The following is a 23,844-nucleotide window of genomic DNA, read 5'->3' as shown; positions in this document are numbered from 1 at the left end:
TCACGGCTTGCTTACTTCGGGTTGTAGGAACCCGAGATTGCGCGAAAAGCTGATTTCCAACGTCTCAACCGAGCACATGACGCCGTCTGTGCAGGCAACGATCACCGCGTACCGTTGTCGTTTGTTTTGTACGATTGGCGCCATACCTTCGCAACACGCTTAGGAGAGTCAGGTGTGGATCTTGCGACCATCGCTGCCATTCTCGGCCACAACTCGCTGCGGGTCGTGCAAAAGTACCTGCATCCCACTGCCACCCATAAGAAAGCCGCAATGGAGCGTTACGAAGTCGTACTCGCGGATGTAGAGAAGCAGCACTCTACGTGTAAAGCGGAAAGGCCGAACTGACGATCATGCGCCAACCCCGCGAGACGTCTGATCTTCTTCAGAGGCTACATGATCTACAGTACATCTCGAGGACGAGGTACATTCTGCGCCAACACGCCGTGCAGCACGGAGCCGCCTGATGCCCTTGCAAGGTCTCTGGCGGAGTGCTGCAAAGGTAAGAAGCGTTACGGATCGGTCGAAGCGGCCGAGGCGGCGATCACTCGGGTACGTGACCGCCAGGCCGCACGTGACCTACAAACCTGCAAGTGTCCGTTTTGATCAGTGGCACATCGGGCTTCACAGGCCAAGACCGCCGAAGAAGCTCTAATCTCACCGATAACAATAAAAGGGGCGGCCCCCAACGGCCCCTTCCATCTTGTCGAATCCTAGGGCATCGAGATCAGCCGTTTCCGCCGATACGAACCTTTTCGTTTAGAACTGTGCTGTACTCGCAACATGTTGTACTTGCTGCCGTTGAGAGGGGGCTTGGGAGAGGCTGTACACGTCAAAGACGCTCTGGCCGGCCTAGGACGTGCTCTTGGGGCGTCCTGCATGCAGTGGAGGCGCCATCGCGGCATTCCGGTCGTCGGTCCGCGTGGGGGATGCGGCGGAAGAGCGGAAGCAGCGTCCGCCAATATCCACGCCCTTGACAACGACAGGGTTTCGAGATCCGGCGGATGTCGTGTCTTCGCCACCTACATAGCTTCAGGAAAGCAATCCAGTGAACGCGAACGTTTGGTGTCGTTGATCCACGCCCCTGCGGGATGGGAGTGCGGTGGCCTCCCACCTTCACGTCCTAAAAGGTGGACGTGAAGATGGGGAACGGAAGCTGTATAACTAACGCGTCAGTTGGTCCACCAGCCCTTCCTTCTATTGACGGGGGCACGCACCAGTCCTAAGCAGAACCTTGTGTTCTCCCAACTTTTCCCGGTCGAACCCGTTCCATGTAGTACCACAAGAACGCGAATGGGATAAGAAAAGCAAGAAGTAACATTGGGAAGGGATTTTTCTCGTACCGTATGGACATATACATCATCCAGAATGCTCCCAGAGGCGCAATGCCGAACAGGATGACTAAAAGGAACAAAATAGCAGGGTGGCTCTCAGGTGCGGGAGCTCGTGTGAGCAGAAGAGCTCCCGCAACTAAAACGACAAAGCCGAGTCCAACATAGATTAGTAACTTCACAATAGAAACCCTCCCCTCATATTAATCATGATCGTAATAACCGCAGGCGCGATTTCGGTTGATAGTCTCAACGGACGCCGAAGACGGATCGACATACCTACAATCCGTTGGCCTCTTAACGGGATCAACATTCCAGAGTTCGAGCAAGCCTGGCGGCAGTGATGCAAAGTAGTCTACAACGTTTATAAGTTTGAACGGTTCAGAATCTTCAGAGTTTCCACACCAGACCTGCCCGTCTCTTTCAAAACAGCGTGCACCCCCGAAGGTCTCAGGATACGCAGCTCCAGAGACGATTAGGTCGAATGCCTGACCGCAGGCTGCGGGGTGATCGTCAATGTAACAGGCATAGCCGTCACCGCCTCCCGACCATCTAAAGCGGGCCCGCCGAAGCCCCAGCGGATCCACGAATGTTATCGGATTATTCCCTGCGTACGCGTATCGATTCCAGCTCTGCGGATTCGCTGCATCAACAGCGCTCATTCCCGCAGGATCGGGACTCATCCACCTGCCCTGCACCGACGCGTACTGCCGGAACATGAAGTGATCGAGGCCGGTTTCGGTGTCTCGATCCTGGTCGGTGAAGTGAACCGGAGTGTAGCCGACTTGGCCGTCGCAGGCGCTGCCACCGTTCTGGTCCAGGCAGTCGCCGAACGGCAGGTTGTTGTAGGTGCTGACTACCGCACCCGAGGCGTCGGTACGGACGCGAACGTTACCCAGCCAGTCGGCGTGATTGAAATGCGTGTTGCTCCAGGTATAGGTCGCGATCCGCCAGCCACCGGCGAAGATCTCGCCACGGTCGAAGACACGAGGACTGGAGCGCATCATGGCTACCATGCGGTTTTGGGCGTCGTAAAGGAACTCGCGGGCGACACCTGCGACAGTAGTCTGAATACGGTTACCCAATGCATCGTATTGATACGTTGCCGTCGCGCCGTTATCAACGGAGATCAGGCGGTTCTCGGCATCGTAGGCGTAGGTGTGATTGCCGTCGTTCGTGATGTTGCCGGCGGCGTCGTAGGAGATGCTGCTTCCTGAAATCCGGTTGTTGATGAAGACGTAGCTTGGACTCGATGTTCCGTTCACGTTCTGGTGCCAGCGGTTTCCGTAGCGATCGTAGTCGTAGGTGAAGTTGTCGCCTCCGCCCTTCGACGCCGAAGCAAGCCGGTTGAATTCGTCGTAGCCATAGGTCCACGATCCGTTGCTAGAATCGATAACTTGCCTGATATTGCTGTTTGGGTAGTACGTCACGGTGTTGTTAGGCGCTGGACCGCCGATCGAATAAACAGAACCGTCCGTGAGCGTGCGCAAGCGTCCCAGGTTGTCGAAGCTTCGCGCCAAGGTAATCCCGTTCCCGTATGTTGCGGAAATCATCTGGCCAAGAGGATTGTAGGAAATGTTTGACACGAGAGTACCTGGATGCGTGCTATCAGCTAAAGTACTAGTTACCGCAGTCAACTGCTGGGACGCGTTGTAGGCGTAGCCAAGAGTGTATCCACCCAGCGGACTCGCATTTGAGAGCATGTTTCCGGCCAGATCATAGCTGTACTGGCCGATGTAAGTATTCGATCCACCCGAGCAAGTAGTAGGAGTACACGATGCGCTTGCGCTCACCCTGCCGACTGCGTCGTAGCGAAAAACGGTGTCGGAGAACACGGTTCCTGACGAAGTCGAAGAAGCGTCGGTAAGCCTGCCCTTGCCGAGCAGGTTGGATAGCCCCTTGGCTGAAGTCTGATCGTAGGTGTATGTCCGACTCGGAGTGCCATCGGAATAGCCGATCCCAGTTAGCCGATGTAAAACGTCGTAGGTATAAGTGGTGGTAACAGTGGCGGTGCCGTCCTGATTTGGAGCACGCCGAACCCGCTGATAGAGGTCGCCTCTCGAATTGTAGCTGTAACTGACATTCCCCGCGATCTCGGGATTTGACTCGGTTGTCAAACGGCCAAGCATATCGTAAGCATAAGCCCGAACTGGCAGGGTGCCTTGGATGACCGAAGTTAAGTTACCCAGCGGGTTGTATTCATAAGTAGTGGTAAAACCTGTAGCGGTGAGGTCCATTCCGCACGGGGCCGCGCTATCCTGATTCCATGCGATGCCAAGCGTGATCTCGCACACAGACTTCAACCGACCAGCCGCATCATACTGCATGGTTCTGCTCACCTTTCCACCAGAGCTGTTGTACCCTTCGTCAGCTACCGTAACGGCGGAGCCGCCATAAGCGAGCGTCTTGGTCGTTCCATCGGGGTTGGTGATAGTCGTTTGTCGGCCCAAAGCATCGTAGGCGTACTGCGTTAGTCCGTAGGTCGGGTCCGACGTACTCATGTAGGGGTTCGAGACAGTGGCTACGCGACTGAAGGCGTCGTATGTTGTGTCGGTAAAGATCGGAGCGGAACCGCCCGAATCAGTCTTGATGGTTTGCTTCACTCGCCCGAATTCATCGATATTGGATTGGAGGTACGTTGATTTTGTTGCGTCGAGCTTCTGTGTTTGAATAATGTGCTTCGGACTGCTTGCAAGATTGTACTGAGTTGTGACCTGGCCGCCGTCGGGCGTGTCAATTCGGGTAGCAATCCAACGATTGCCATCTCCATACGTATATGTGGTCTGCTGATTATTTTCGTCAGTGGAACTCATCATCACGCCACCATCGCAATTCCAGGCACTTGATGTGCCGAGCGACAACGGTAGACTTACCTGTGTAGCAAAAGCGCCTTCACAGGCACCATACGTATAGGTTGTGGTCGGGTCTGTATCAGGCGTTAGTCCATTAGTAACGGACTTGAGATTGCCGGTATCGAAATACCTATAGGTGGTCGTGAGGGTTCCCGTTCCAGTCGAGCGGCTCACACTCGTGAGATTTCCACGTGAACCTGAAACAGTATCGTGTTGGACAGTGATGTTGCTAGCATCCGGAGGAACCCCGTCGTACGCATACGTTGTTTCTGCTTTGAGGATATCGTTGGCGTCGAACACCCTGACCGTTGCTGGTTTACCGGTGATGCCATTGGTGAAAGTAGCGTAGCCAATTTCCGTCTTGCTTAGACGAGTGCCAGCGGTTCCTGAACCGGCGGTTCCGAAATCGTACACACGGATATCTGTCGGAGCACCTGTAGAGGGATCGAAGGCAGCGGTACGCAGCGAAGTCTTCCCAGTTGAGTTTGGCAGCCTGGTGAACGACGAAACACTTGAAACGGGGAGGCTGACCATTGTTGCCGTGCAATCGGGAGTGCTGTTGTTGTAGCAGGTTTCATTCGTTTGCAGGACGACAGCGGGATTTGCCGTGGAATACCCCGAATACACGACCCGCTTGGTTTCTAAGTAGGTACTGCCTTCGCTTGCGGCTACCTTTTGGAAGTTGACAAGGGTCTGGTTCGAGGCGGGGTCCGTGACGGTGGTGAGCCATTTCGTTCCCGACACGAGATTGCGCTGATAAGTCCATGTTCCTCCAGGCGAAGTAGTTCTTACAAGACCAGACGTGCTGCCGTCCGCACAAACGATACCCGCATTCGGTCCGGAGTAGTTGTAGGTGATCACTCCTCCTGTCGGCAATGTTATAGAAGCGATTCGCCCCGTCTTTGCATTTGGATAGCTGGGATCGGGGCTAGCCTCGTAGGCAATTGAGTAAGCGGTGCCGTCAGGCAACTGTATGCTCGTTGGCAAGTCATAGTTAATCGGCCCGTACTCCCCAACTCCTGAACATTGGAAATAAGTTCTTATGGGAATTGAGGAGTAGTAGACCTTAACGCTGGATTGGGTCGTCGGACCACCATTGGGATTTGAAATGATATCCGGGTCCGTATAGGTGTACAGTACCGGGTTCGTGCCGGAGATGCTTAACGCCGTCTTGCCCAAAGTATCGATAAAATTAGCGCCGTCAGGAGTTGTTATCTTGTTTCCATTGTCATCCTTGCGCAGTATCGCGGCTGCCGGCGCGGGTATTTGCAGAGGGCTCACAACGGGTACAGTAAGGATGTGCCCTTCGGGCGTGGTCACCACGGCTGTAGGCCATCCTCCTGTGGCGGAAATGCGAAGTGCGGGGCTGTCGAGACTCGATGCCTGGCCCCAATCTGGATACGGACTACATTCGTTATCAAAGTCGGTATCCAGCACAAGATTAAAAGGGTGGCTGACTCCAGATCTGTCGACATATGCTGACAACGTGTATTCGTTGTAGTAGTACCAACCTCCTCCGTCTGGCGTGCATTTCTTCTGTGCAGATTTGGAAAGGATGTAGCCCTCGGGCAGCGGCTTTATGGCGGACCAACCCATCCATTTAGTGGTCGGTTGCCAAGACACGGAGGTCCCGACAGCAACCTTCTTCCACATCGAACTGTTGTAGGTCACTGAATACACGAACGGAATGCCTCGTCCAGCCTTGTTGATCACAGGAATGTCGAAATACACATTTAGACTTCCAAGGTTCACACTGTCGAAGACGTTTGATTGTTGGCTGGTGGACGGAGCAGGCCCGGTAACCGTCTGGCCAAACGCAGAGACAGCGAGAAAAGCGATGATCGAGATGATTGCACAGGTTTTCATTTTCGTGTTCTCCGTTATCGAACCGCGAAAGCCGAATCGGATGTCCCCGGATTTATTGTTACCGACGAAATGGTGATGTCCAGTTCAAGGCTTCCACTAAGAAGCCGCTGGATGCGAAATGGAACTTTCACGCCGTTAACGTCGCGGTAGTCGGAAAGCCTGACTTCAACCGGGATGTTGGTTCCGAAATCATCGTCGGGGTGGATGTTGTAGCGGATGACAACGGGGAGTCCGGACTGATCGAGAATATATTCCGTCGCACTGAGTTTTTTGATTAGCTCGATTTGGGCTGGCTTCTGGTTCGTAACATTTAGGAACGTGCGCAGCGTTCCGCTAGTCGATGATACGACTGTGGCAGAACGCTCTTGCGGGGCAACAAGGGTGGAAAGCGCCGGGAAGAACCAATTGGCCTCGGTCCAGGCATTGTGGGCGGGAGATTCATACCATTGACTGTCGGTTCGGAAGAAGGCTTGGGGGGCGGAGGCGCTGTTGGAGCGTATCTCTCCGCGTGTGCCGAGATCAATTCGGCTTTTGCCATCGCGTCGCGCTATGAGCGTGATGGACGTGGATTCAGATTCCGATCCTGTAATGACGCTGGCAGTCCCAGTGAGCTGAGCGTCGTTAAGGGAGTAAGTGGTCCCGAGTGCGGACGCTAACTGTTGGGTAAAGGCGGGTACGGAAAGGAGAAGGACAACAACACCCCATCGAAACATGCAAGCCTCCGACTTCTGCGGAAATCGGTGCGCATTATCACACAGAGTAGCTGCTTCACAAGAAAGTTGTGGCCTTTGTTACGAAAATGGAACAAGCGAGTTCTTTGCTTTTAGTCGATAATCCTTCCCATCGAGAGCGACACTCCAAAGCTGGTGTTCCTCTGTCACAGGTCTGATGAGGTGCGACTTTAGCGCAAGAACAGGCTCTTAAGATAATTTAGATTCTGTCAAGAGGCTCAGGCGGCGTGACTAACGAGCTGCTTACGGGAAATCTCCGTCAGTGGACATGATCCAAGAGGCGCATTCTGGAAACGGTCGCAGTAACGACTTCCTCGACACAAGAAAGCGAGCCCCACTCGTTACACTAGTCTGAGCAGGGCCTCTTGGTACAAAATGTCTTGTCCTAAACGGTAGTTAGAACTTTTCTGATGGCTACTGAAACAGTCACGGCGACTTCGGGTGGCTTTGTTGGCGGAACGGAGCTTTACCACGAACGGGCTCGTCAAATTTTGCCAATCTTAGTGCGACAAGCGAGGGCTGCACAACCTATCTACTACTCCGAACTGGCGCGGGAAATCGGAGTTTCAAATGCGCGGACACTAAATTACCCACTCGGCGCAATCGGCGGCGAACTGCGCAATCTTTCAACGAAGTGGAACCTCGAGATTCCTAAGCTTCAGTCCCTAGTCATTAACAAATCGACAAATATGCCCGGCGAAGGCTTCGATTTGTTTTTGAAAAATCCAGACGCCTACCGTCGCTGCAATCCAGCCCAACGGCGAAAGATTCTCGACATGATGCTGACGGAGGTTTACACGTTCCCAGATTGGGACCGCGTACTGACCGAATTCGGGCTACCCCCAGCGAAAGCTGCCCTCGCTAAACTTCCGTCACCCTTGTCAGCACGAGTAAGGAGCCACACCGGCGCGTATGGGACGGGTGAAGGTGAAGAACACCGAAGGTTGAAGGAGTATGTTGCAGCGAACCCTGAAACTGTGGGGCTCGGTGCTCACTTCCACGTTCTGGTTGAGCACGAGTTCGCTTCGGCTGACATTATCGACGTGCTGTTTAAAAGCAGGACGCAATGGGTCGGCATAGAAGTCAAGGGCGTTAGGTCGGACGAAACCGACATTGCCCGGGGAATGTTTCAGTGTGTGAAGTACCAAGCACTGATTGAAGCAGAGCAAAAGACATTACTGCTTCCAGTGAACGCGAAAGTGCTGCTGGTGTTGGGCGGACAGCTACCGTCCTCGCTGATAGCTCTCCAGAACGTTCTCGGAATTGAAATCGTGACTGGAGTGACGGCTCCGCTTGCCTGCGGTGCTGCAACAAGCTGACGTAACTGGCCGGGTCCTCCGGTGCACAACTCACCGGGGAAGATGCATTACCGCCTAGGCGAATCTTGTCCCAACGCTTGTCCGCTTTTTGTCCGCTTTGTCTCCCAAATATGCCCTATTCCCGCCCATTAAGGGCGAAGGAGCACTAAAGTACTCAAAATGTAAGTGATTGATTTATCAGCTAAATGCGAGAAAAAATGGAGGCGCGGGCCGGAATCGAACCGGCGAATAAAGGTTTTGCAGACCTCTGCCTTACCACTTGGCTACCGCGCCACTTGAGCTTCTCGCCGCTGGAATGCTCATAGGGTAGCCTCTTCGGCTACAAAAACCAAATCTCCGCGAAACGGCCCCATTTTACTTTTCACTTGTTAACATTAGACAGTGAAACTTGCTGCCAAACACGAACTGCTTCGCAATTCTTTGAGTCAACATCGGCCTCTTCTTATTGCCTATTCCGGTGGCATTGATTCCGCCTATTTGGCTTTCGAAGCGCACCGTGTCTTGGGCAACGAGATGCTCGCAGTCATTGCCGACTCGCCTTCCCTGGCTCGCGAACACCTTCGTGCGGCAATCGCCTTTGCGGGCGAACACCGCATTCCCCTTGAAGTAGTAAGCACCTCCGAGATGCAGAACCCCGACTACGTCCGGAATGATCCCCAGCGCTGTTTCCACTGCAAGGACGAGTTATTCAGCGTTATGGAAACCTACCAGACTGAAAAGGGATTCGCTGCCATTGCTTATGGCGTGAATGCCGACGATCAATCCGACTTCCGTCCTGGCCAGAACGCTGCCCGAAAGCACGGCGTAATCGCTCCACTGCTCGAAGCCGGACTCACCAAGGCGGAAATCCGGCAACTTGCCCGCGAAGCCAACCTCGCTATTTGGGACAAACCGGCCTCTGCGTGTCTGTCGTCCCGTATCGAGTATGGGCGTCCTGTCACCAAGGAGGCGCTGGCGCAGGTTGAGGCCGGCGAAGAAGCCCTTCGATCCATCGGATTCCGTCAATTTCGCGTTCGCCATCACGGTGCCATCTGTCGTATCGAGATCGCCCGCGAAGAACTGCCCCGAGCTCTGGATATCGACATGGCTGCCAAACTAGTCAGGATCTTCAAGGGACTGGGTTTTGACTATGTGACCCTCGATCTTCAGGGGTTTCGTTCGGGATCCATGAATTCTGTCCTGCCCATTTCCGAGTTGCGGAAAGCCTAAAGCTACCCTGATCAGACACATAGGCCTTAGTACTACCCACCTTTTTGCTTAATCTTGGGCTGCCTCAAGCCGCAGATTCTGCTTCTAAGTGACAAGACGCGAACTTGCGTCGGGAGTAGATGTGCGAGCCAAGTTGGGCAAAATCCGTTGGAGCGCATGGTTGTGGCTATTTATCTTTCAGCCATACCTTTACGCCCAAACTGGTTCCATGCCGCTCGACGAAATCGTCGCTCACATGGAAGCTGCCCGGCTGGAATCAAAAGGCAGCGTTCCATTCCTGGTTACGCGCGAGTACCGCATGTACCACGGCGATGAGCAGAAACCTACCTCTGAGGTAACAGCGCAAATCAACGTCGTTCCGCCCCACGAACGTGAATACAAGATCTTAGAATCGAAGGGCAACGATCGCGGGGAAAAGGTGGTTCGCAAGATCCTGGATCACGAATCTGCAGCAGAAAGACTATCCACTCCACCCACCGCCATTGTTCGGGATAACTATGATTTCTCCTACGTAGGAGAAGACATAGTCGAGGGCGTAAAGTGCCACGTTCTTGAGATCAAACCCAAGAGAAAGGAACCCGGTCTCATCGACGGCCGTGCTTGGGTCGACCCACATAGTTTTCTGATTCGTAAAATTCAAGGGCAACTCGCAAAGTCTCCTTCCTGGTGGGTACGCGGTGTGGAAGTCGTCGTCCTCTTTAATCTTATGGACGGCATTTGGACCCAGACGTACAGCAACGCCGTTGCCGACGTAAAGGTCTTGGGCCGCTACACGGTACGCGCGCAAGCCACCAGTTTGCATAAATCGGATGAAGTTGCCTCAAAGCGCCGCAATCCAGTGAGACTACCTCACGCCTATCGCCGTAGCCTTCCCGGATCTATCTACCCCCCGGGAGTAATGATCCCTCGCTGACGCAGCCGTAACTGTGGCAATCAGAATGCGTCGTTCCCATTGTGGAATCCGAAAGATAGCTTCTATAGCTCGTTTTCGTGCTTCTTAACGTAAGCGACGATTTACCATTATCCGGTGCTTCGATTTTTCCTACTTCCTCTTGCTCTCACGGCCCTGCTGGTAACTGGTTCGCTTTCTCAGACGATGCGCCGCCCTGTTGGCACGATCCACGCAACCTCAGATACCACCCTTAATGGCGAACATTTCTCAAGCGGTGCCGCAGTTGTAGATGGCGACAGTGTCAGGACCTTGTCGGAACATTTCACCGATATACTCGCAAGTGACGGCACTTCGTTTCGATTGCTCGGAATGAGCCAGACACAGATGCACGACGGGTGGGCTGCATTGGATTACGGGAAAGCTTCCGTCAGTACCAGCACACAATTTCAGGTGAAGTCGAAATGTTACGCGGTGCACCCGGTCCAGAAAACAGACTCTCGTTACTCGGTGATTCCCTTCCGCGAGCGGATATACATCTCGTCCCAGCAGGGGGAACTATTGGTAATCGCACGGAAAGTCCATCGCGTAAAACCAGGAACAACCCTGGTCATTACCGCCTGTGGGGATCCAAAGGAAGCTGTAGCGTGGGCAGGCAACGATGCCCTACCGAAACAAATATTCGCTGCCGCGGGCATTGGCGGGATACTGGCAGTACCTCGCGACTCAATCAGCAGTGAAACGCCGGATTCGGCGAATCAATAGCTTAATCGGCTGTAGCGAATTCAGACTTACTCACCTTAGCTGTCTGCAACACCTGCGCGGCGCAGTGCTCCAGCGAGTCAGTACCAGAAACAACCAGTTGCGCCAGTTTCCTCGTCGGCCACACGTACTTCGCCGCCATCGGGCGCACCGTCTGCTCATATTGGCGAACCACTGACTCAACGCTGCGGCCACGTTCGCGAACGTCACGGTACTTCCGTCGTTCCAGGCAAAGTTCATCCGGAGCGTCAACATACACCGTCGTATCGCAGAGATTCCTCACGTCATCCCACCAGAGAACAAACAGGCCCTCGAGAATAAGGAACGCGCCGGGCTCGATGGTTTCGATCTGCGGCGAACGCGAATGTGCCACGAAGTCGTACACCGGTGCGTGGACCGTCTTGCCGCCAGCGGCTTCGGCAAGTTGTTGGATAAGCAACTCGTGATCAAGGGCCGCAGGCTCGTCGAAGTTAAACTTCGTACGTTCTTCGAAGGAAAGATGATCAAGCGGCCGGTAGTAGCTGTCTAGGCTCAGAATAGGGGCATTCAGCTTGCGCGCGACCACCTTCGATGTTTCGGTTTTCCCGGCACACGATGGACCTGCGATTGCGATGATGTGAGTCTTAGTCATTTTTCTTCAGGTCGGCTGCCATTCGTGGAATCACAGCCTGTAGCAAAGACATAAAAGCACCCTTTACACGATCGCCCGTTTCGAGTACTTCCTGGTGGCTCAGCGGTTGGTCCAGAATTCCGGCAGCCATATTCGTAACGCACGATATCGCCAGCACTCGAATACCCATATGCGATGCCGCGATGACTTCTGACACCGTGGACATACCGACCACGTCAGCACCCCATGTTCGAAACATGCGGATTTCCGCTGGCGTTTCATAACTCGGTCCGGTAACCGCGAGGTACACGCCTTCGGCAACACTGATGCCAAGACGCTTTCCCTCTTCCAGGGCCGCTTGGCGATATGGCTTCCAATAGACGCGGGTCATGTCCGGGAAGCGGGGACCGAATCTTTCGTCGTTTTGCCCAATGAGCGGATTCGACCCTTGCAGGTTGATGTGGTCGCTTAGAACCACCAGGGCCCCCTGCTGATAACTAGTGTTGATCCCCCCTGCGGCGTTCGTGATGATGGCAGCTTTCACGCCAAGGCGCCCGAAAACACGCATCGGGAAGATCACCTCGCGTAACGGGAGTCCCTCGTAATAGTGGACTCTACCCTGCATAGCCGCAACCGGCACGTCACCGACTTTGCCGATGACTAGCTTGCCAGCGTGCCCCTGCGCACTTGGACGCGGAAAGTTTGGGATATCCGAATAAGAGATGCGTACGGCATCAACCATTTGGTCCGCAAAAGGTCCCAAGCCAGACCCGAGCACAAGCGCGATCTGCGGTTTCAGCGAAGTTCGCGAACGGATGTACTCCGCGGCCTGCTCCGCTTTCGCAAACTCGTCGGGCTGCCGAATCACTTCCACCGCAGTGTTCATTTCAACCTAGCCAATCAGAATGCCAACAATCGATGCGGACATCAGGTTCGCCATGGTGCCGGCAATCATCGCACGGAAACCGAGCTTTGCCAGATCGCTACGCCGATTCGGCGCCAGCGCTGAAATGCCGCCAATCTGGATTCCGATAGAACTGAAATTGGCGAAACCGCAAAGAGCAAATGTGGCGATCGTAAACGAACGCGGATCAAGCACGGCCTGCTGCGCACCCATCATCGAGTACGCCACCAGTTCATTCACCACCATGCGTGTACCTAGCAGGTTGCCAATCGCCAGGCAGTCCTTCCAGGGGATTCCTATCACCCACGCGATGGGCGCAAATATCACCCCGAACACACTCTCGAGACTCGCAGGAAACCAGGCCAGATGGCTGTGTGTCCAGCCCATGATGCCGTTTACGAGCGCGATCAGCGCAATAAAAGCGATCAGCATCGCCGCCACATTCAATGCGAGATGCAGTCCATCGGATGTTCCCTTCGCGATCGCGCCCAGCACGTTGGCTTCGCGCTTCTCTTCCATCTCGCCGTTCTCGAGCTTCACTTCGGCGGCAGCCGCCTGGGCTCCTGGCACTTCCCTCCCGCCTGTAAGAGGAGTTTCGGTTTCGGGTACAAGGATCTTCGCCATCAGGAGGGTGCCCGGTGCGGTCATAATCACCGCGCTCAACAGGTGTTCGGCCTTTACGCCGAAAGCAATATAGGCCGCCATGATGCTGCCCGAAACGTGCGCCATACCCGCAGTCATTACCGTCATCAACTCGGAACGGGTAAGCGAGGGCAAGAATGGACGGATCGTCAGCGGGGCTTCGGTTTGACCCATGAAAATGGATGCCGCTACGTCAAGCGATTCCGCACCGCTCGCCCCCATCACTCGCTTCATCACCCACGCAAAGACCTTGATGATGATCTGCATGATGCCGAAGTGATACATCACCGCGAAGAATGCCGACACAAAGATGATCGTCGGCAGAATGTAGAAGGCGAAGGCAAATCCCAGGTTGCCGGCGGAGCCCTTTCCGAGTTCGCCGAACACGAAAGATGATCCAGCAACCGAGAAGCCCAGAAACTTTTCGACACCGTGTCCGGCCTTAGCGAACAGGGTCCGCCCGACTTCCACCTTCAGGACGAACAGAGCAAACACAAACTGAAGGCCTAAACCCCAAGCCACAGTCTTCAGCCGAATAGCACGCCGGTTAGTCGACATAAGCCAGCCGAGCGCGAGTAAGGTAATGATCCCGAGGATTCCAACGAAGCGGCCCATATATCTCCTTTAAGCCGTTCTCTCAATAATTTGGTGTATCAATGTCCGCGGCGTCTCCGGGGCAACTGGCGCAATGTGATATCCCGCACGCAGCATTCCCACAGCTTCTTGCAGCCGTGCATCGCTGTTGTAGTACATCGTGCACAGCGGTTCGCCTGCCCCCACCTCTTCGCCCACTTTCTTGTGCAGCACGAGTCCCACCGCAGGATCTACGGCATCTTCTTTCTTTTCGCGGCCGCCGCCCAAAACCACCGATGCAGTCCCAATCCGTTCGCAATCCATCGACGCCACGAATCCCACCTGCGCCGAAGTGAAATCTATTTTGTGGCGAGCCTGCGGCAGTCTCTCGGGATAATCGATCACTCGCTCGTCGCCACCCTGAAGCCGGATGATCTCCCGGAACTTCTCCTTCGCCTTGCCAGACACGATCGTCTTCTCGGCCAGTTTGTATCCTTCCGCAACAGATCCCGTACGCCCGCCCAGGTAAAACATCCACGCCGACAACTGCAGGCTCAGCTCTCTCAGGTCCTCGGCCCCGCCGCCGTTCAGCACATCAATACACTCTGCGATCTCCAGCGCGTTTCCGACCATCTTCCCCAGTGGTTGGTCCATGTCCGTAATCAGCGCCACCATTTTCTTGCCCATGCGCACGCCGGTCTCGACCATCAACTCCGCAAGGAAAACGGCGTCTTCCTTCTTTTTCATGAAGGCGCCTGATCCGGTTTTCACGTCGAGCACCAGTGCGTCTACACCTTCGGCAAGTTTCTTGCTCATGATTGACGCGCAGATCAGAAACGGACTTTCCACTGTGCCGGTCACGTCACGCAAGGCGTACAGTTTCTTGTCTGCGGGTGCAATCTCAGCTGTCTGCCCAATCAGGCCGCAGTTGGACGTCGTCAAAACGCGGCGAAAATCCGGAAGCGACAAGTTCACGTTGAATCCAGGAATGGACTCAAGCTTATCCAGCGTTCCGCCCGTGTGACCGAGTCCTCGACCGCTGATCATCGGCACGTAAAGACCTTCACACGCCACGATCGGAGCGAGAATCAACGAAGTCTTGTCCCCGACTCCTCCCGTGGAATGCTTATCTACCTTCGCTGCCGGAAGATGGCTGAAATCCAGGACCTGCCCCGAGTGCAACATCGCCTCGGTGAGTGCTGCGAGTTCTGCTCTTGTGAGCTTCCGCAGCACGATCGCCATCAGAAGCGCGGAAATCTGGTAATCGGGAATAGCACCTTTTGTGTATTCAGCGATGATTGCCGAAATTTCTTCCCGCGACAGTTCTCCACCGTCTCGCTTTCGCCGGATGAGATCGACCACTCGCATCAGAAATGGAATCCTGCGGGAAGGAGTTGGCTTGCTGTAGCCTCGGCGAGTCCGCCATTGCCCTGGTAGACTACCAGCACGTTCGCGCCAAATTCGAAAATCACCTGCCGGCAGGCGCCGCACGGCGAACACGCCATGTTCTGGCTGTTGAGAACCACCACCGCTCGCAGCTTCATCTTGGGACCTTCGGCGGCTATCGCGCTGAAGATCGCTGCCCTTTCGGCGCAGATGGTTAGTCCATACGAAGCATTCTCAACGTTGCAGCCGGTATAAACATTCCCGGCCTCCGTAACGATGGCCGCTCCCACTCGAAACTTGGAATATGGAGCATATGCTCGATCGAGCATCGCTACCGCTTTGTCGACAAGACGCTGCTTTTCCTCGGCGGACAAAACCGCTTTTGCAGGAGTGCCGTCCATGAGTCTCCGGGTCCCGGCTGAATTCTGGTTAGGCGGGAATGTAATAGCTCATTAAACGGCTACACTCCAGCATCGTCAAGGACTTAGACCCCACCCGGGCGGAAAATTACCATGGATAAGCCTTTCGCCCGACTCCGCCATGTCGGCTCTTGCAGCCTTATTATTGTTGCCTGCAAAACAAGAATAGGTCGCAGGCAGCGACCTATCCCTTTGTGAAGAAGCGTATTGACTCAAACTGTTTCGTCTATGATGGCCACAATCTCGCGTTCGACTTCCGCCGCGAGTTCCTCTACGCCGTTGATCCCGGTTGCTTTCAGCAGGTCGGTCGGGTGCACGGTCGCGACCACGCTGCCCTTGCCGTCACTGAAAATCGAGATTCTGCAGGGCAGGACTGTAGAGGCTGCCATCTCCGAGTTCAGCGCCTTCACCGCCGCCTGTGGATTGCAAACGTCATAAACTCGGCATTCCCGCCCGAGATCGAAACCCTTCGACTGAAGCGTAGCCTTCAGATCATGCACATGAAGTACGCCGAACTTGTGCCGCTGCGCGGCTTGGCGCAAACGCTGGTCTAGCTCCTCAGGCGAGTAGGAAGATTTCTTCCTGTATGTCATGGCTCTTCCTCCTTACTTCCGCTCACACGATGATTGAGATGGCTCGTCCTTGGCCGACCCGCGGCCATTCGTGGGAGAAGCTCATGTTGGAACACCTAGTTTGGGCAAGATCCAGCGGTTCAGAGCCAGCCAGACCAGAAATATCAAGGCTATGGTGATTACGTCTCGCATGGGTTGTCATCCGAATAAATGCAGATAAGCGTGGATCGTTACAGAACGAAATCTTTTTCAGCGCCCACGTCAGCTGTTCTTCGCGCGTGCCTGTTCATCCGAAATGGCTCGCTGATACGCTTTCCATCCCGGACACCACCCGGTGTGCCATCTCCAGATTCTGGCCAGAAGTGAATTTGGCTTCCGTTCCGCCCGCCGTCTCAAACCACAGCTTTCACATCCAAATGACTTGCTATCCATATGTCACCCGAGCGGCAGTGTACACATCTGGCTATTCCGTTTCAGTGATGCGAGAGAGAAACAAAAAGGGCCGCTCGTGCGGCCCACGAGGGAAGCTAACGACAAACTGCTACTTCGACCGTTTCTTCAGCAACAGAGCGAACGCGCCACCCCCAAGCAGAAGCACAGTGGAAGGTTCCGGCACCGTTCCCGGAGTACCAACCCGGTACGTCAGGTTGTCGAATTCTCCGTAAACGGCGGGCCCACTACTGTGCTGGCTGGAGAAGATTACGTACGCAATATTGTCGGCGCCGGTTTCAAGACTCAGGGTTTGGTAGGTTCCGTAACCCGCATCACCGTATGCGAACGGGTAATAGACACTGCCGAGGATATTGTCGCTCGAATCGTAGAACTGTATCCAGGGATGATTCGTGGGTGTTCCCATGTACTCCGGAGGAAGCACCGCTTTGGCATCGATGCTGACGTAGCGTTGCGCTGTGTCAAACGCAGCTTTGATTCCGCCCCATCGCGCATCAAAGAACGGTAGCCCGGTGCTGAACACGGAAATTACATTGTTCGTACCATCACCCCTGGCATACACGTCCGGCCCAGATCCCGATCCGCAAGAAACACACGAAAAAGTAACACCCGTGTAGTAAGTATTGAGCACGGTTGCGTCGGGCACATTGTTGAAATTAAGAACATCGGCAATGGCAGACGAAGCCGCAAAGACAAATAGCAACACTACGAGCAGTAGAGACCGACTCCTCATCGACCCTCCTGAAAATTAATTTGAGTGTGGGGACCGGCCTGCTTTGGGCATTCTGCAGCAGACACTCAGGAGTTAATGCAACTTTGATTCCGCAATTGGCCCTTCAAAATTAGCCGTAGATAGGTATTCCCTTTTTGGAACTAACGCGTGTGAAGATAATTGCGCACATTGTGCGGGAATCATGCCACTTTGCGCGAACAACAACCCGGAGAGTTAATCTGACGGAACCAACGAAGAAGTTCGATTGAGATATCTAACCGGGGCGCGGAAGTTGTACCCGTGCTAGATAGTCCGCAATAGGAATACACGGCAGCGCTGAAACTACTCCCTCGAAGCTCGATTGAAATCAGGCTTCGCTGGCGTGCATGCGGCGTCAAGCCATCGGCTGATGTAAACCTGAGCATGCGCCTCTCCGCAGTAATGGCGCGCACCCTTGGCCAGGGCAGCCTCCATACTCCATTTCATCAGCTTGAGTTCCTCGCTCCCGCACTGGATCACAAACCAGTGAGTCGGATTCGCGCTTACCGTGCCGCAAACCTCACACCTGAACTCTTTGATGGATGACATGGGTTTCGCTCGAAACGCCCATTACCTGGAATTCCGACCCTTATTGTCGCACGCCTGTATCTCCAATGCGTGCGTCAAATTTAGACAGAGCTCCATGTGTCATGCGAAGCAATCGCCCGGTAAGTGGAGAATTTGCTCCAATTCTTCACTCGGTAGCGGGCTTGTATCTACCCACTGGCTGGCCGCCCTCTAAACCTCGACAATAACCTGTCCCCTGGTCGTTTGGCGTACTCCATTCACGGTTACGGACGTCAAGCCCGGCACTGGTGGGGCATGCAGTACCACTCTCGGCGGCTTTTCCCTCCACTTGCCTTTGAAAGAAACAACCAGCTCTTTCCGTCCCTTCGATAGTTTGAAAGAAAGATCGACGACGCCATAAAGGGTCGGCATATTCTCAAACTTGGTCTCACGGTCGGTAGTGATCCAGGCAAGCGGGCAAATCCGCAGCACGTGCAGTTCTCCCTCTCGAAATTCATCATCAAGGACTGACAACCGAGCAAGGGCAAAAGCTACATACGGAACACATTGCGTGGCCTGAATTCCGTGACGGTGTTCACAGCCGATATAAGTTTGGTTGGAGAGCGCCCCGGCAAGGAGACTGTACAAACCTTGAAGAAATTGCTGCCGTTCACCAAGCTGCCACGAATGAAAGATGTTCCAGCTATAGCACGGCTCGCAACTCGAGATCTCACGAATCAATACCGGACGAGCAAGAGGATTCGACCGGTAGCCATAAAGTTTAGTGTTTGGACCTTCCCGGAAGAATTGCACGCACGATCGCATTAGTTCGTCGTCAGCATTTAGCAATCCCGCCCACACCAACACCATCGGGCCACCATCCAAATAAAACGCATCGCTGAAGGGGTGCGAGGGCATTGGCGTGACCGACAGTGTGGTCGGAGGTTTACGGCGTTTCCGGCCGGCCGCATCTGTCCACATCGGTGCTGACGCCGAGCGCTCGCGATAGGCAGCAACAAAAGTGCTCCTTAAGCGGTTCGCAAACTCTTCGAATTCCCCAGCCCGGCTGTGACGCATTCGTTTCAGCAAACGTACTGCCGTACAGAGTCCCTTGTAATGCCACGCCAGACTCCAGATTGCCTGGGTTGGAATAATCTCATCCGTTGCAACCGCAGGAGGAAGAAGTCCTTTGATGCCGTCGTGATTCGTCTTCGCGCATGAATCCTTGATGAAATCGCACGCTTTTAAGATGGAATCGCTCCATCCCTCAATGAATCCTGCGTCATCAGAAAGCAGCGCATGCGTGCACACCTGATGCAGAATAGCGCCATGATCGGTCAGCCAGTCGAATGCGGTCAACGTTCTTGGCGTACTGTAGTACCCAGGATGAAGGTCATAGGCTGGGCCAGGTGGTTTTACGGACCCTTGATACTTTCGAAACAGTGCAATATGGCGTGCAACACAGTCGTGGTAGCCGAGCAGGCTAAGGAACATGTGGCTCGTCATGGAGGTTGGTGTGCTCCACAGATTGTCGTATCCCCAGGAGCCGGTTAGAAACGTGTAATCGCCGTTCTCGTAATCCCTTTCCGCGATGATTTCAGCAAATTTGATACTACGGTCGATTACGCGGCTCACGTACTCCTCTGCAACGTCGACCCGCGCGGCAGTGGCTGGTCTTTTGGACCAGTAACGATCGCACTCTGCGAGTGCTCCTTCGAAACCAAGTTTGCGCTCGCTGTCCACATTCTCCCGGCTTTCGGGCAGCATAGGTACTAGGAGGTCGACATAGGCTCCGACCCTACTGCTGAGGGTGACCTTTAGCCCATAGATGCCTTGCGCTGTATCGGCGAAGGCAATGCTCGCCCCAGGCTGGGGCAGCGATATTAATCTCACACGACCGTCGGGCTCCACTAGCCGCAGGCCCGCTTCTCCGTTCACGTTAAGAGTTTCGGAGGTCAAAGCAATCGGGTAGGGAGCGGCCGCGGGATCAACATCGATGGTAATTCCGTCTTCCCACCGATAGCGCTCCACATGCTTGTAGTAGACCCGACTCAACTGAATGACGAAATGGATTTCCTTGTCAGATCGCAACTCGTCCACATGAGTCACCCCGAGACGAATCCAGGCGTAGTGTGGCTCGACACCGGTGACTACTTCACCGCCCCCCTGGATGTGAGAAAAGATCGTCTGTCGCACAACCGCGCCTTCTTGCAAGCGCCATTCCGTCCAAAGTAACGGGGTTTCATGCGTATGATCCCAGCCCTGTAAGCCACTACCACCATCAATTCGCCACAACTGAGTCTGCTCTTTTGGGAGCGATGGAAGGATCCCGTCTTTAGTAGGTGTGAAGGTGAGTTGAAAACTCTTGTCTTTCCAGCGCTTAGCATGAGGACGAACAGGTGCAAAGTGTGGACAGGGTTCGCAGATCACCGTGCCGTTATAAACAATGTTGAACCGAAAATAGTGATCTTTCCAACCAATCGGCGTCCATACGTTGCGCTGAGGCGGCCACCATTGTTTTGCGATCTCGACGTTTGGTTCTTGCCCCGCATCTCTCTCGGCCTCACAGAACTCCACCTGCTGTGTTCCATCAGTTAAGTCCGCCTCGGCTCCCGTCCCCTCCGCGACGGACGAGAGCGCCTGCTTGGCTGAAAAAACACAGCCCACGGCCAGAGCACCAGCACCTTGCAACAAGTCTCTACGTTTCATATTCGCTTCTGGATCTGTCCTGACGGTGGTCACTTCCTGTCGGACCCGGATGCGATGACCATCGGGTCGGCGACCACGATTGTTTCTGGGGTACCACGCCGAACTTAACCGAACCGATGTTCGGTATATGGGCCCGGTTAATCAAGGACTTTGAACGGAACGTCCACGGTTGTGAACAAAAGTGAACTTGAGACCGAACGGGTTAGGTGTGCTTGGTACTCTTCACCCACAAACGAGTGTTCCGAGAATCGCACCCTTTAATTTTTTGCCGTGGTTGCGGTAACGTACCCGCAGCGCATGCAAACACATCATCCCAGCGTCCCTTGCGTGTTCTTGGTTCTCCTGGCCCTCGTCGGCGCCTCTCGCCTAACGCATGCCACTCCCCCAGCATCTGAGACAACCATCGTCATTGATGGGCGTAGCGTTGGACGTGTTTTTGATGGTGTCGGCGGAATCAGTTCTAGTTCCTCCCGCTTGTTGTACGACTATCCGGAGCCCCAGCGCAGTCAGATCCTCGATTATCTTTTCAAGCCAAAGTACGGCGCTTCTCTGCACATGCTCAAAATCGAGATTGGCAGCGACAGCAACTCGACCGTCGCCTCCGAGCCAAGCCACATGCGCACTCCCGAAAAGTGCAACTGCGGCCGTGGAATCGAATGGTGGTTGATGAAAGAGGCACAGCGCCGCAATCCCAACATCAAGTTCTACGGTTTGACTTGGGGAGCTCCGGGATGGCTGAAGAACGGGCTGTGGTCGGAGGATCATGTCCGGTTTGTAATGTCATGGCTGGACTGTGCCCGCAAGAATGGCTTCCGCATTGATTACGTCGGCGGCGCAAACGAGAGCTATCAACCCAGACCTAAGCCAGAGTTCTTCGTCCGCCTTCGCAAGGCGCTCAATGCGAAGTTCCCTTCCATCAAGATCGTCGCGACAGATAGTCATACTCCTCCCGACTACTGGGCTTTCATCTCCGAAATCAAAGCAGAAGCCTCGGACCGAGACGCCATTGACATTTACGGCGAGCACGATATCTGCCACTGGCGCACGACTTACCAACATTGCGATGCGAGTCGCGACGCGCTTGCTTCCGGCAAGCCTCTGTGGAACAGCGAGCAAAGTAGCCAGGACGCGGCCGCGGGCGCTGCTCCGCTAGCTCGCGCCATGAACCGCAACTACATTGATGCGCGTGTCACCGGAAACCTTAATTGGGCCATGATTGCCGCTTTCTATGGCAATACTGATACTGGCGGCACTGGGCTCATGCTGGCGGAGACTCCCTGGACCGGCCATTACACGGTGAACAAGAGCATATGGGTAGACGCCCACACCACGCAGTTTGCCCAGCCCGGTTGGCAATATCTGGACGGCGCTTGCGGATATCTCAAGAGCGGAGCCAGCTCCGTAACATTGCGTTCGCCCAACAGCGACGATTACACCATCATCATCGAGACAACAGACACGGCAGTCGCAGAGACCGTAAGCTTTCTTCCTTCAGAAGGACTCTCTAAGCGTCCTCTGAGCCTGTGGGTGACAGACCTTTCCTCCGAGGACCCAGCCGACTGGTTTGTGGACGATGGCTTGGTTAAGCCGACTGACTCTGGAACCAAAATCACTCTGAAGCCAAATCACCTATATACCCTCAGCACGACGCGCGGACAACGAAAAGGTTCCATCGCGTCACATGGAAACCAGTATGAGGAATCGTGGCTACCTTTGCCATACCGAGAGGACTTCGAACACATTGCAGCCACCGGGTTGGCACAGTATTTCCAAGATGCTGCGGGCGCATTCGAAGCCCGGCCTTGCGAGGCTGGCCGCGTCGGGGGTTGCTACGAACAGGTAATCACACAAAGACCCTACTTGTGGCACGAGGGCGGAAAATTACCAGCAACGATCATGGGCGACCCAAGCTGGTGGGGCGACTATGAAGTCAGTGTCGACATGTTGCCAAAAGACGCCGGGGCAGCGGTGGAGTTGCTCGGGCGGCTCGAAAAGTACAACCCTGACGTGCTGGCCGGCTATCACTTGCAGGTTAATGACGCAGGCAAGTGGAAGCTATACTCGCAGGATGTTAAAGGTACTGAGCTAGTTCTGGCTTCCGGGTCTGTTTCGTTTAGCGCTCAGCAGTGGCATCGAATCGGCTTACGTTTCGAAGGCCCACGCATAACCGCCTCCATTGATGGTCATGCGATCGCAAATGTCACGGACGAACAGCATCGCACGGGTCAGATTGGCTTTGCACTGAACGGTTGGCAGCGAGCACAGTTTGACAATCTCAGCATCGTGAAGACTACAACATGGCCGCGCTTCGTCCCCCAATCAAAAATGAAAGCCAGCGCCACGAGCGCTCAGCCCGGTGTGTTCCAGCACCACAAATATACTGCCGATCGGGCAATTGATGGCCGGCATGTGACCCGGTGGATCGCGCAGTTTGATCCTCCGTTGCCGTTGCCCCAGGCGATCACGCTCGATCTGGGTCGCCCTTACACGATCTACGGCCTCACTTATCAGCCGCCTCTCGATATGCGCCGCAAAGCCACGATCACCCGATACGTCATCTCGATCAGCAATGACGGCAAGCAGTTCCGCGAGATCAGCCGAGGCCGATGGAACGATGGCATTGCGACGAAGATTGCGGCTTGGTCAAGTCACGTGGACGGGCGCTTCGTACGCCTTGAAGCAACAGAGATAGTGGCGATACCGCGGGAGCAGCGGAGATCCGCGTTGCACTCACTCCGCTCCGCTAACCATCGACTATCGCTGACTTTACGGAGTAACGAAGTACTTCATAATTTCGTCGGCAACCAATTCGTGGCCACGGCGATTCGGGTGATTCGATTGTGCCAGAAGATCAGTCAAGCGTCCGCCATCGGCAACGTACTTCTGGAACGTCCTCAAGCTATCCACGAGCCCCGTCCCATATTGTTTCGCCAGTTCACGGATCTGTTGCGCGTGCAGGCAGAGCGGGTCGTTGGGGTCCATGATGTTTGCCGAGGAATCCGCTGTTGGAGTCAACAGGATCACTTTTACCCCACGCTTTTGTGCCTGCTCAATCATGCTCACCCAGGCAGCCTTTGCGGCAGGAAGACCGATAGCACGGTCATTAAGTGCATAGTCAATGAACACAACGTCGGGATGGTGAGTCAGAACCTCACGTTTAAATCGCTTCGCGCCGTCGACGGAGTTCTCGCCTCCGATCGCAGTAACAATCACGTTGATCACAGCGTAGCGATAGCACTCTTTCAGGGCCCTGAGGACTAGATGAGGATAGCTATCGAGCGTATCCACTATTGGGGTTTTGAAGTACCCCGCAGGAACCGAATGACCGTGAAATACCAGGTTGATGGTACGGTTCTTCGGCCATT

The 23,844-nt window shown here is 54.6% G+C and carries 17 protein-coding genes and 1 tRNA gene; 6 read left to right on the top strand and 12 right to left on the bottom strand.

What is annotated here, in order from left to right; all coding sequences use genetic code 11:
- Positions 1–114: 114 nt before the first annotated feature.
- Positions 115–345, top strand: coding sequence for a tyrosine-type recombinase/integrase (locus tag VN577_04815; GenBank protein ID HWR14123.1), 231 nt, complete (start codon positions 115–117; stop codon positions 343–345).
- 1,186 nt (positions 346–1,531) lie between these two features.
- Here the strand turns inward: VN577_04815 and VN577_04810 are convergent.
- Both VN577_04810 and VN577_04805 read right to left on the bottom strand, forming a co-directional pair.
- Positions 1,532–6,046 (bottom strand): RHS repeat-associated core domain-containing protein, encoded by a 4,515-nt coding sequence (locus VN577_04810; GenBank protein HWR14122.1) that lies wholly within the window; start codon positions 6,044–6,046, stop codon positions 1,532–1,534.
- Positions 6,047–6,060: 14 nt separating this feature from the next.
- Entirely contained in the window at positions 6,061–6,759 is a 699-nt protein-coding gene (locus VN577_04805; protein HWR14121.1) for a hypothetical protein, read from the bottom strand.
- A 428-nt stretch (positions 6,760–7,187) separates the two neighbouring features.
- Here VN577_04805 and VN577_04800 point away from each other — a divergent pair, with 428 nt between their 5' ends.
- Positions 7,188–8,096: a hypothetical protein gene (locus VN577_04800; GenBank protein HWR14120.1), complete on the top strand. Its 909-nt coding sequence runs from the start codon at positions 7,188–7,190 to the stop codon at positions 8,094–8,096.
- Between the two features lie 198 nt (positions 8,097–8,294).
- On the opposite strand, the gene VN577_04795 is transcribed toward VN577_04800, so the two are convergent.
- A tRNA-Cys gene (locus VN577_04795) sits at positions 8,295–8,369 on the bottom strand.
- A 108-nt stretch (positions 8,370–8,477) separates the two neighbouring features.
- On the opposite strand from VN577_04795, the gene larE reads away from it, so the two are divergent.
- The 3 genes from larE to VN577_04780 all read left to right on the top strand — a co-directional run bounded on the left by larE (position 8,478) and on the right by VN577_04780 (position 10,959).
- Complete coding sequence (gene larE, locus VN577_04790) at positions 8,478–9,305, top strand: ATP-dependent sacrificial sulfur transferase LarE (GenBank protein HWR14119.1); 828 nt, start codon at positions 8,478–8,480, stop codon at positions 9,303–9,305.
- A gap of 121 nt (positions 9,306–9,426) precedes the next feature.
- Positions 9,427–10,218 (top strand): hypothetical protein, encoded by a 792-nt coding sequence (locus VN577_04785; protein ID HWR14118.1) that lies wholly within the window; start codon positions 9,427–9,429, stop codon positions 10,216–10,218.
- 348 nt (positions 10,219–10,566) lie between these two features.
- A complete protein-coding gene (locus VN577_04780) occupies positions 10,567–10,959 on the top strand; it encodes a hypothetical protein (GenBank protein ID HWR14117.1) in 393 nt (130 codons plus the stop codon).
- Position 10,960: 1 nt separating this feature from the next.
- Here the strand turns inward: VN577_04780 and udk are convergent, their stop codons facing one another.
- The 9 genes from udk to VN577_04735 form a co-directional block, all read right to left on the bottom strand.
- Positions 10,961–11,587, bottom strand: coding sequence for a uridine kinase (gene udk, locus VN577_04775; protein ID HWR14116.1), 627 nt, complete (start codon positions 11,585–11,587; stop codon positions 10,961–10,963).
- Positions 11,580–12,452, bottom strand: a complete 873-nt coding sequence (locus tag VN577_04770; GenBank protein ID HWR14115.1) for a purine-nucleoside phosphorylase — start codon at positions 12,450–12,452, stop codon at positions 11,580–11,582. The genes udk and VN577_04770 overlap by 8 nt, the downstream gene beginning before the upstream one ends.
- 6 nt (positions 12,453–12,458) lie before the next feature.
- On the bottom strand, positions 12,459–13,727 hold the full coding sequence (locus tag VN577_04765; protein ID HWR14114.1) for a nucleoside transporter C-terminal domain-containing protein: 1,269 nt from the start codon (positions 13,725–13,727) through the stop codon (positions 12,459–12,461).
- A 9-nt stretch (positions 13,728–13,736) separates the two neighbouring features.
- Positions 13,737–15,053, bottom strand: coding sequence for a thymidine phosphorylase (locus VN577_04760; GenBank protein ID HWR14113.1), 1,317 nt, complete (start codon positions 15,051–15,053; stop codon positions 13,737–13,739).
- Entirely contained in the window at positions 15,053–15,472 is a 420-nt protein-coding gene (locus tag VN577_04755) for a cytidine deaminase (GenBank protein HWR14112.1), read from the bottom strand. The genes VN577_04760 and VN577_04755 overlap by 1 nt, the downstream gene beginning before the upstream one ends.
- A 230-nt stretch (positions 15,473–15,702) precedes the next feature.
- Positions 15,703–16,083, bottom strand: a complete 381-nt coding sequence (locus VN577_04750) for a DUF302 domain-containing protein (protein HWR14111.1) — start codon at positions 16,081–16,083, stop codon at positions 15,703–15,705.
- A gap of 520 nt (positions 16,084–16,603) precedes the next feature.
- Positions 16,604–17,245 (bottom strand): PEP-CTERM sorting domain-containing protein, encoded by a 642-nt coding sequence (locus VN577_04745; protein HWR14110.1) that lies wholly within the window; start codon positions 17,243–17,245, stop codon positions 16,604–16,606.
- 321 nt (positions 17,246–17,566) lie between these two features.
- On the bottom strand, positions 17,567–17,812 hold the full coding sequence (locus tag VN577_04740) for a hypothetical protein (GenBank protein HWR14109.1): 246 nt from the start codon (positions 17,810–17,812) through the stop codon (positions 17,567–17,569).
- A gap of 189 nt (positions 17,813–18,001) precedes the next feature.
- Positions 18,002–20,479 (bottom strand): hypothetical protein, encoded by a 2,478-nt coding sequence (locus VN577_04735; protein HWR14108.1) that lies wholly within the window; start codon positions 20,477–20,479, stop codon positions 18,002–18,004.
- A gap of 327 nt (positions 20,480–20,806) precedes the next feature.
- Between VN577_04735 and VN577_04730 the strand changes: the two genes are divergently transcribed.
- Positions 20,807–23,740 (top strand): discoidin domain-containing protein, encoded by a 2,934-nt coding sequence (locus VN577_04730; protein HWR14107.1) that lies wholly within the window; start codon positions 20,807–20,809, stop codon positions 23,738–23,740.
- Positions 23,741–23,844: the final 104 nt, after the last annotated feature.

This window comes from Terriglobales bacterium, assembly GCA_035561515.1.
Classification (GTDB): Bacteria; Acidobacteriota; Terriglobia; order Terriglobales; family Acidobacteriaceae; genus DATMXP01.
The sequence above is the reverse complement of the archived record's forward strand: the minus strand, read 5'-3'. Positions and strand labels throughout refer to the sequence as shown.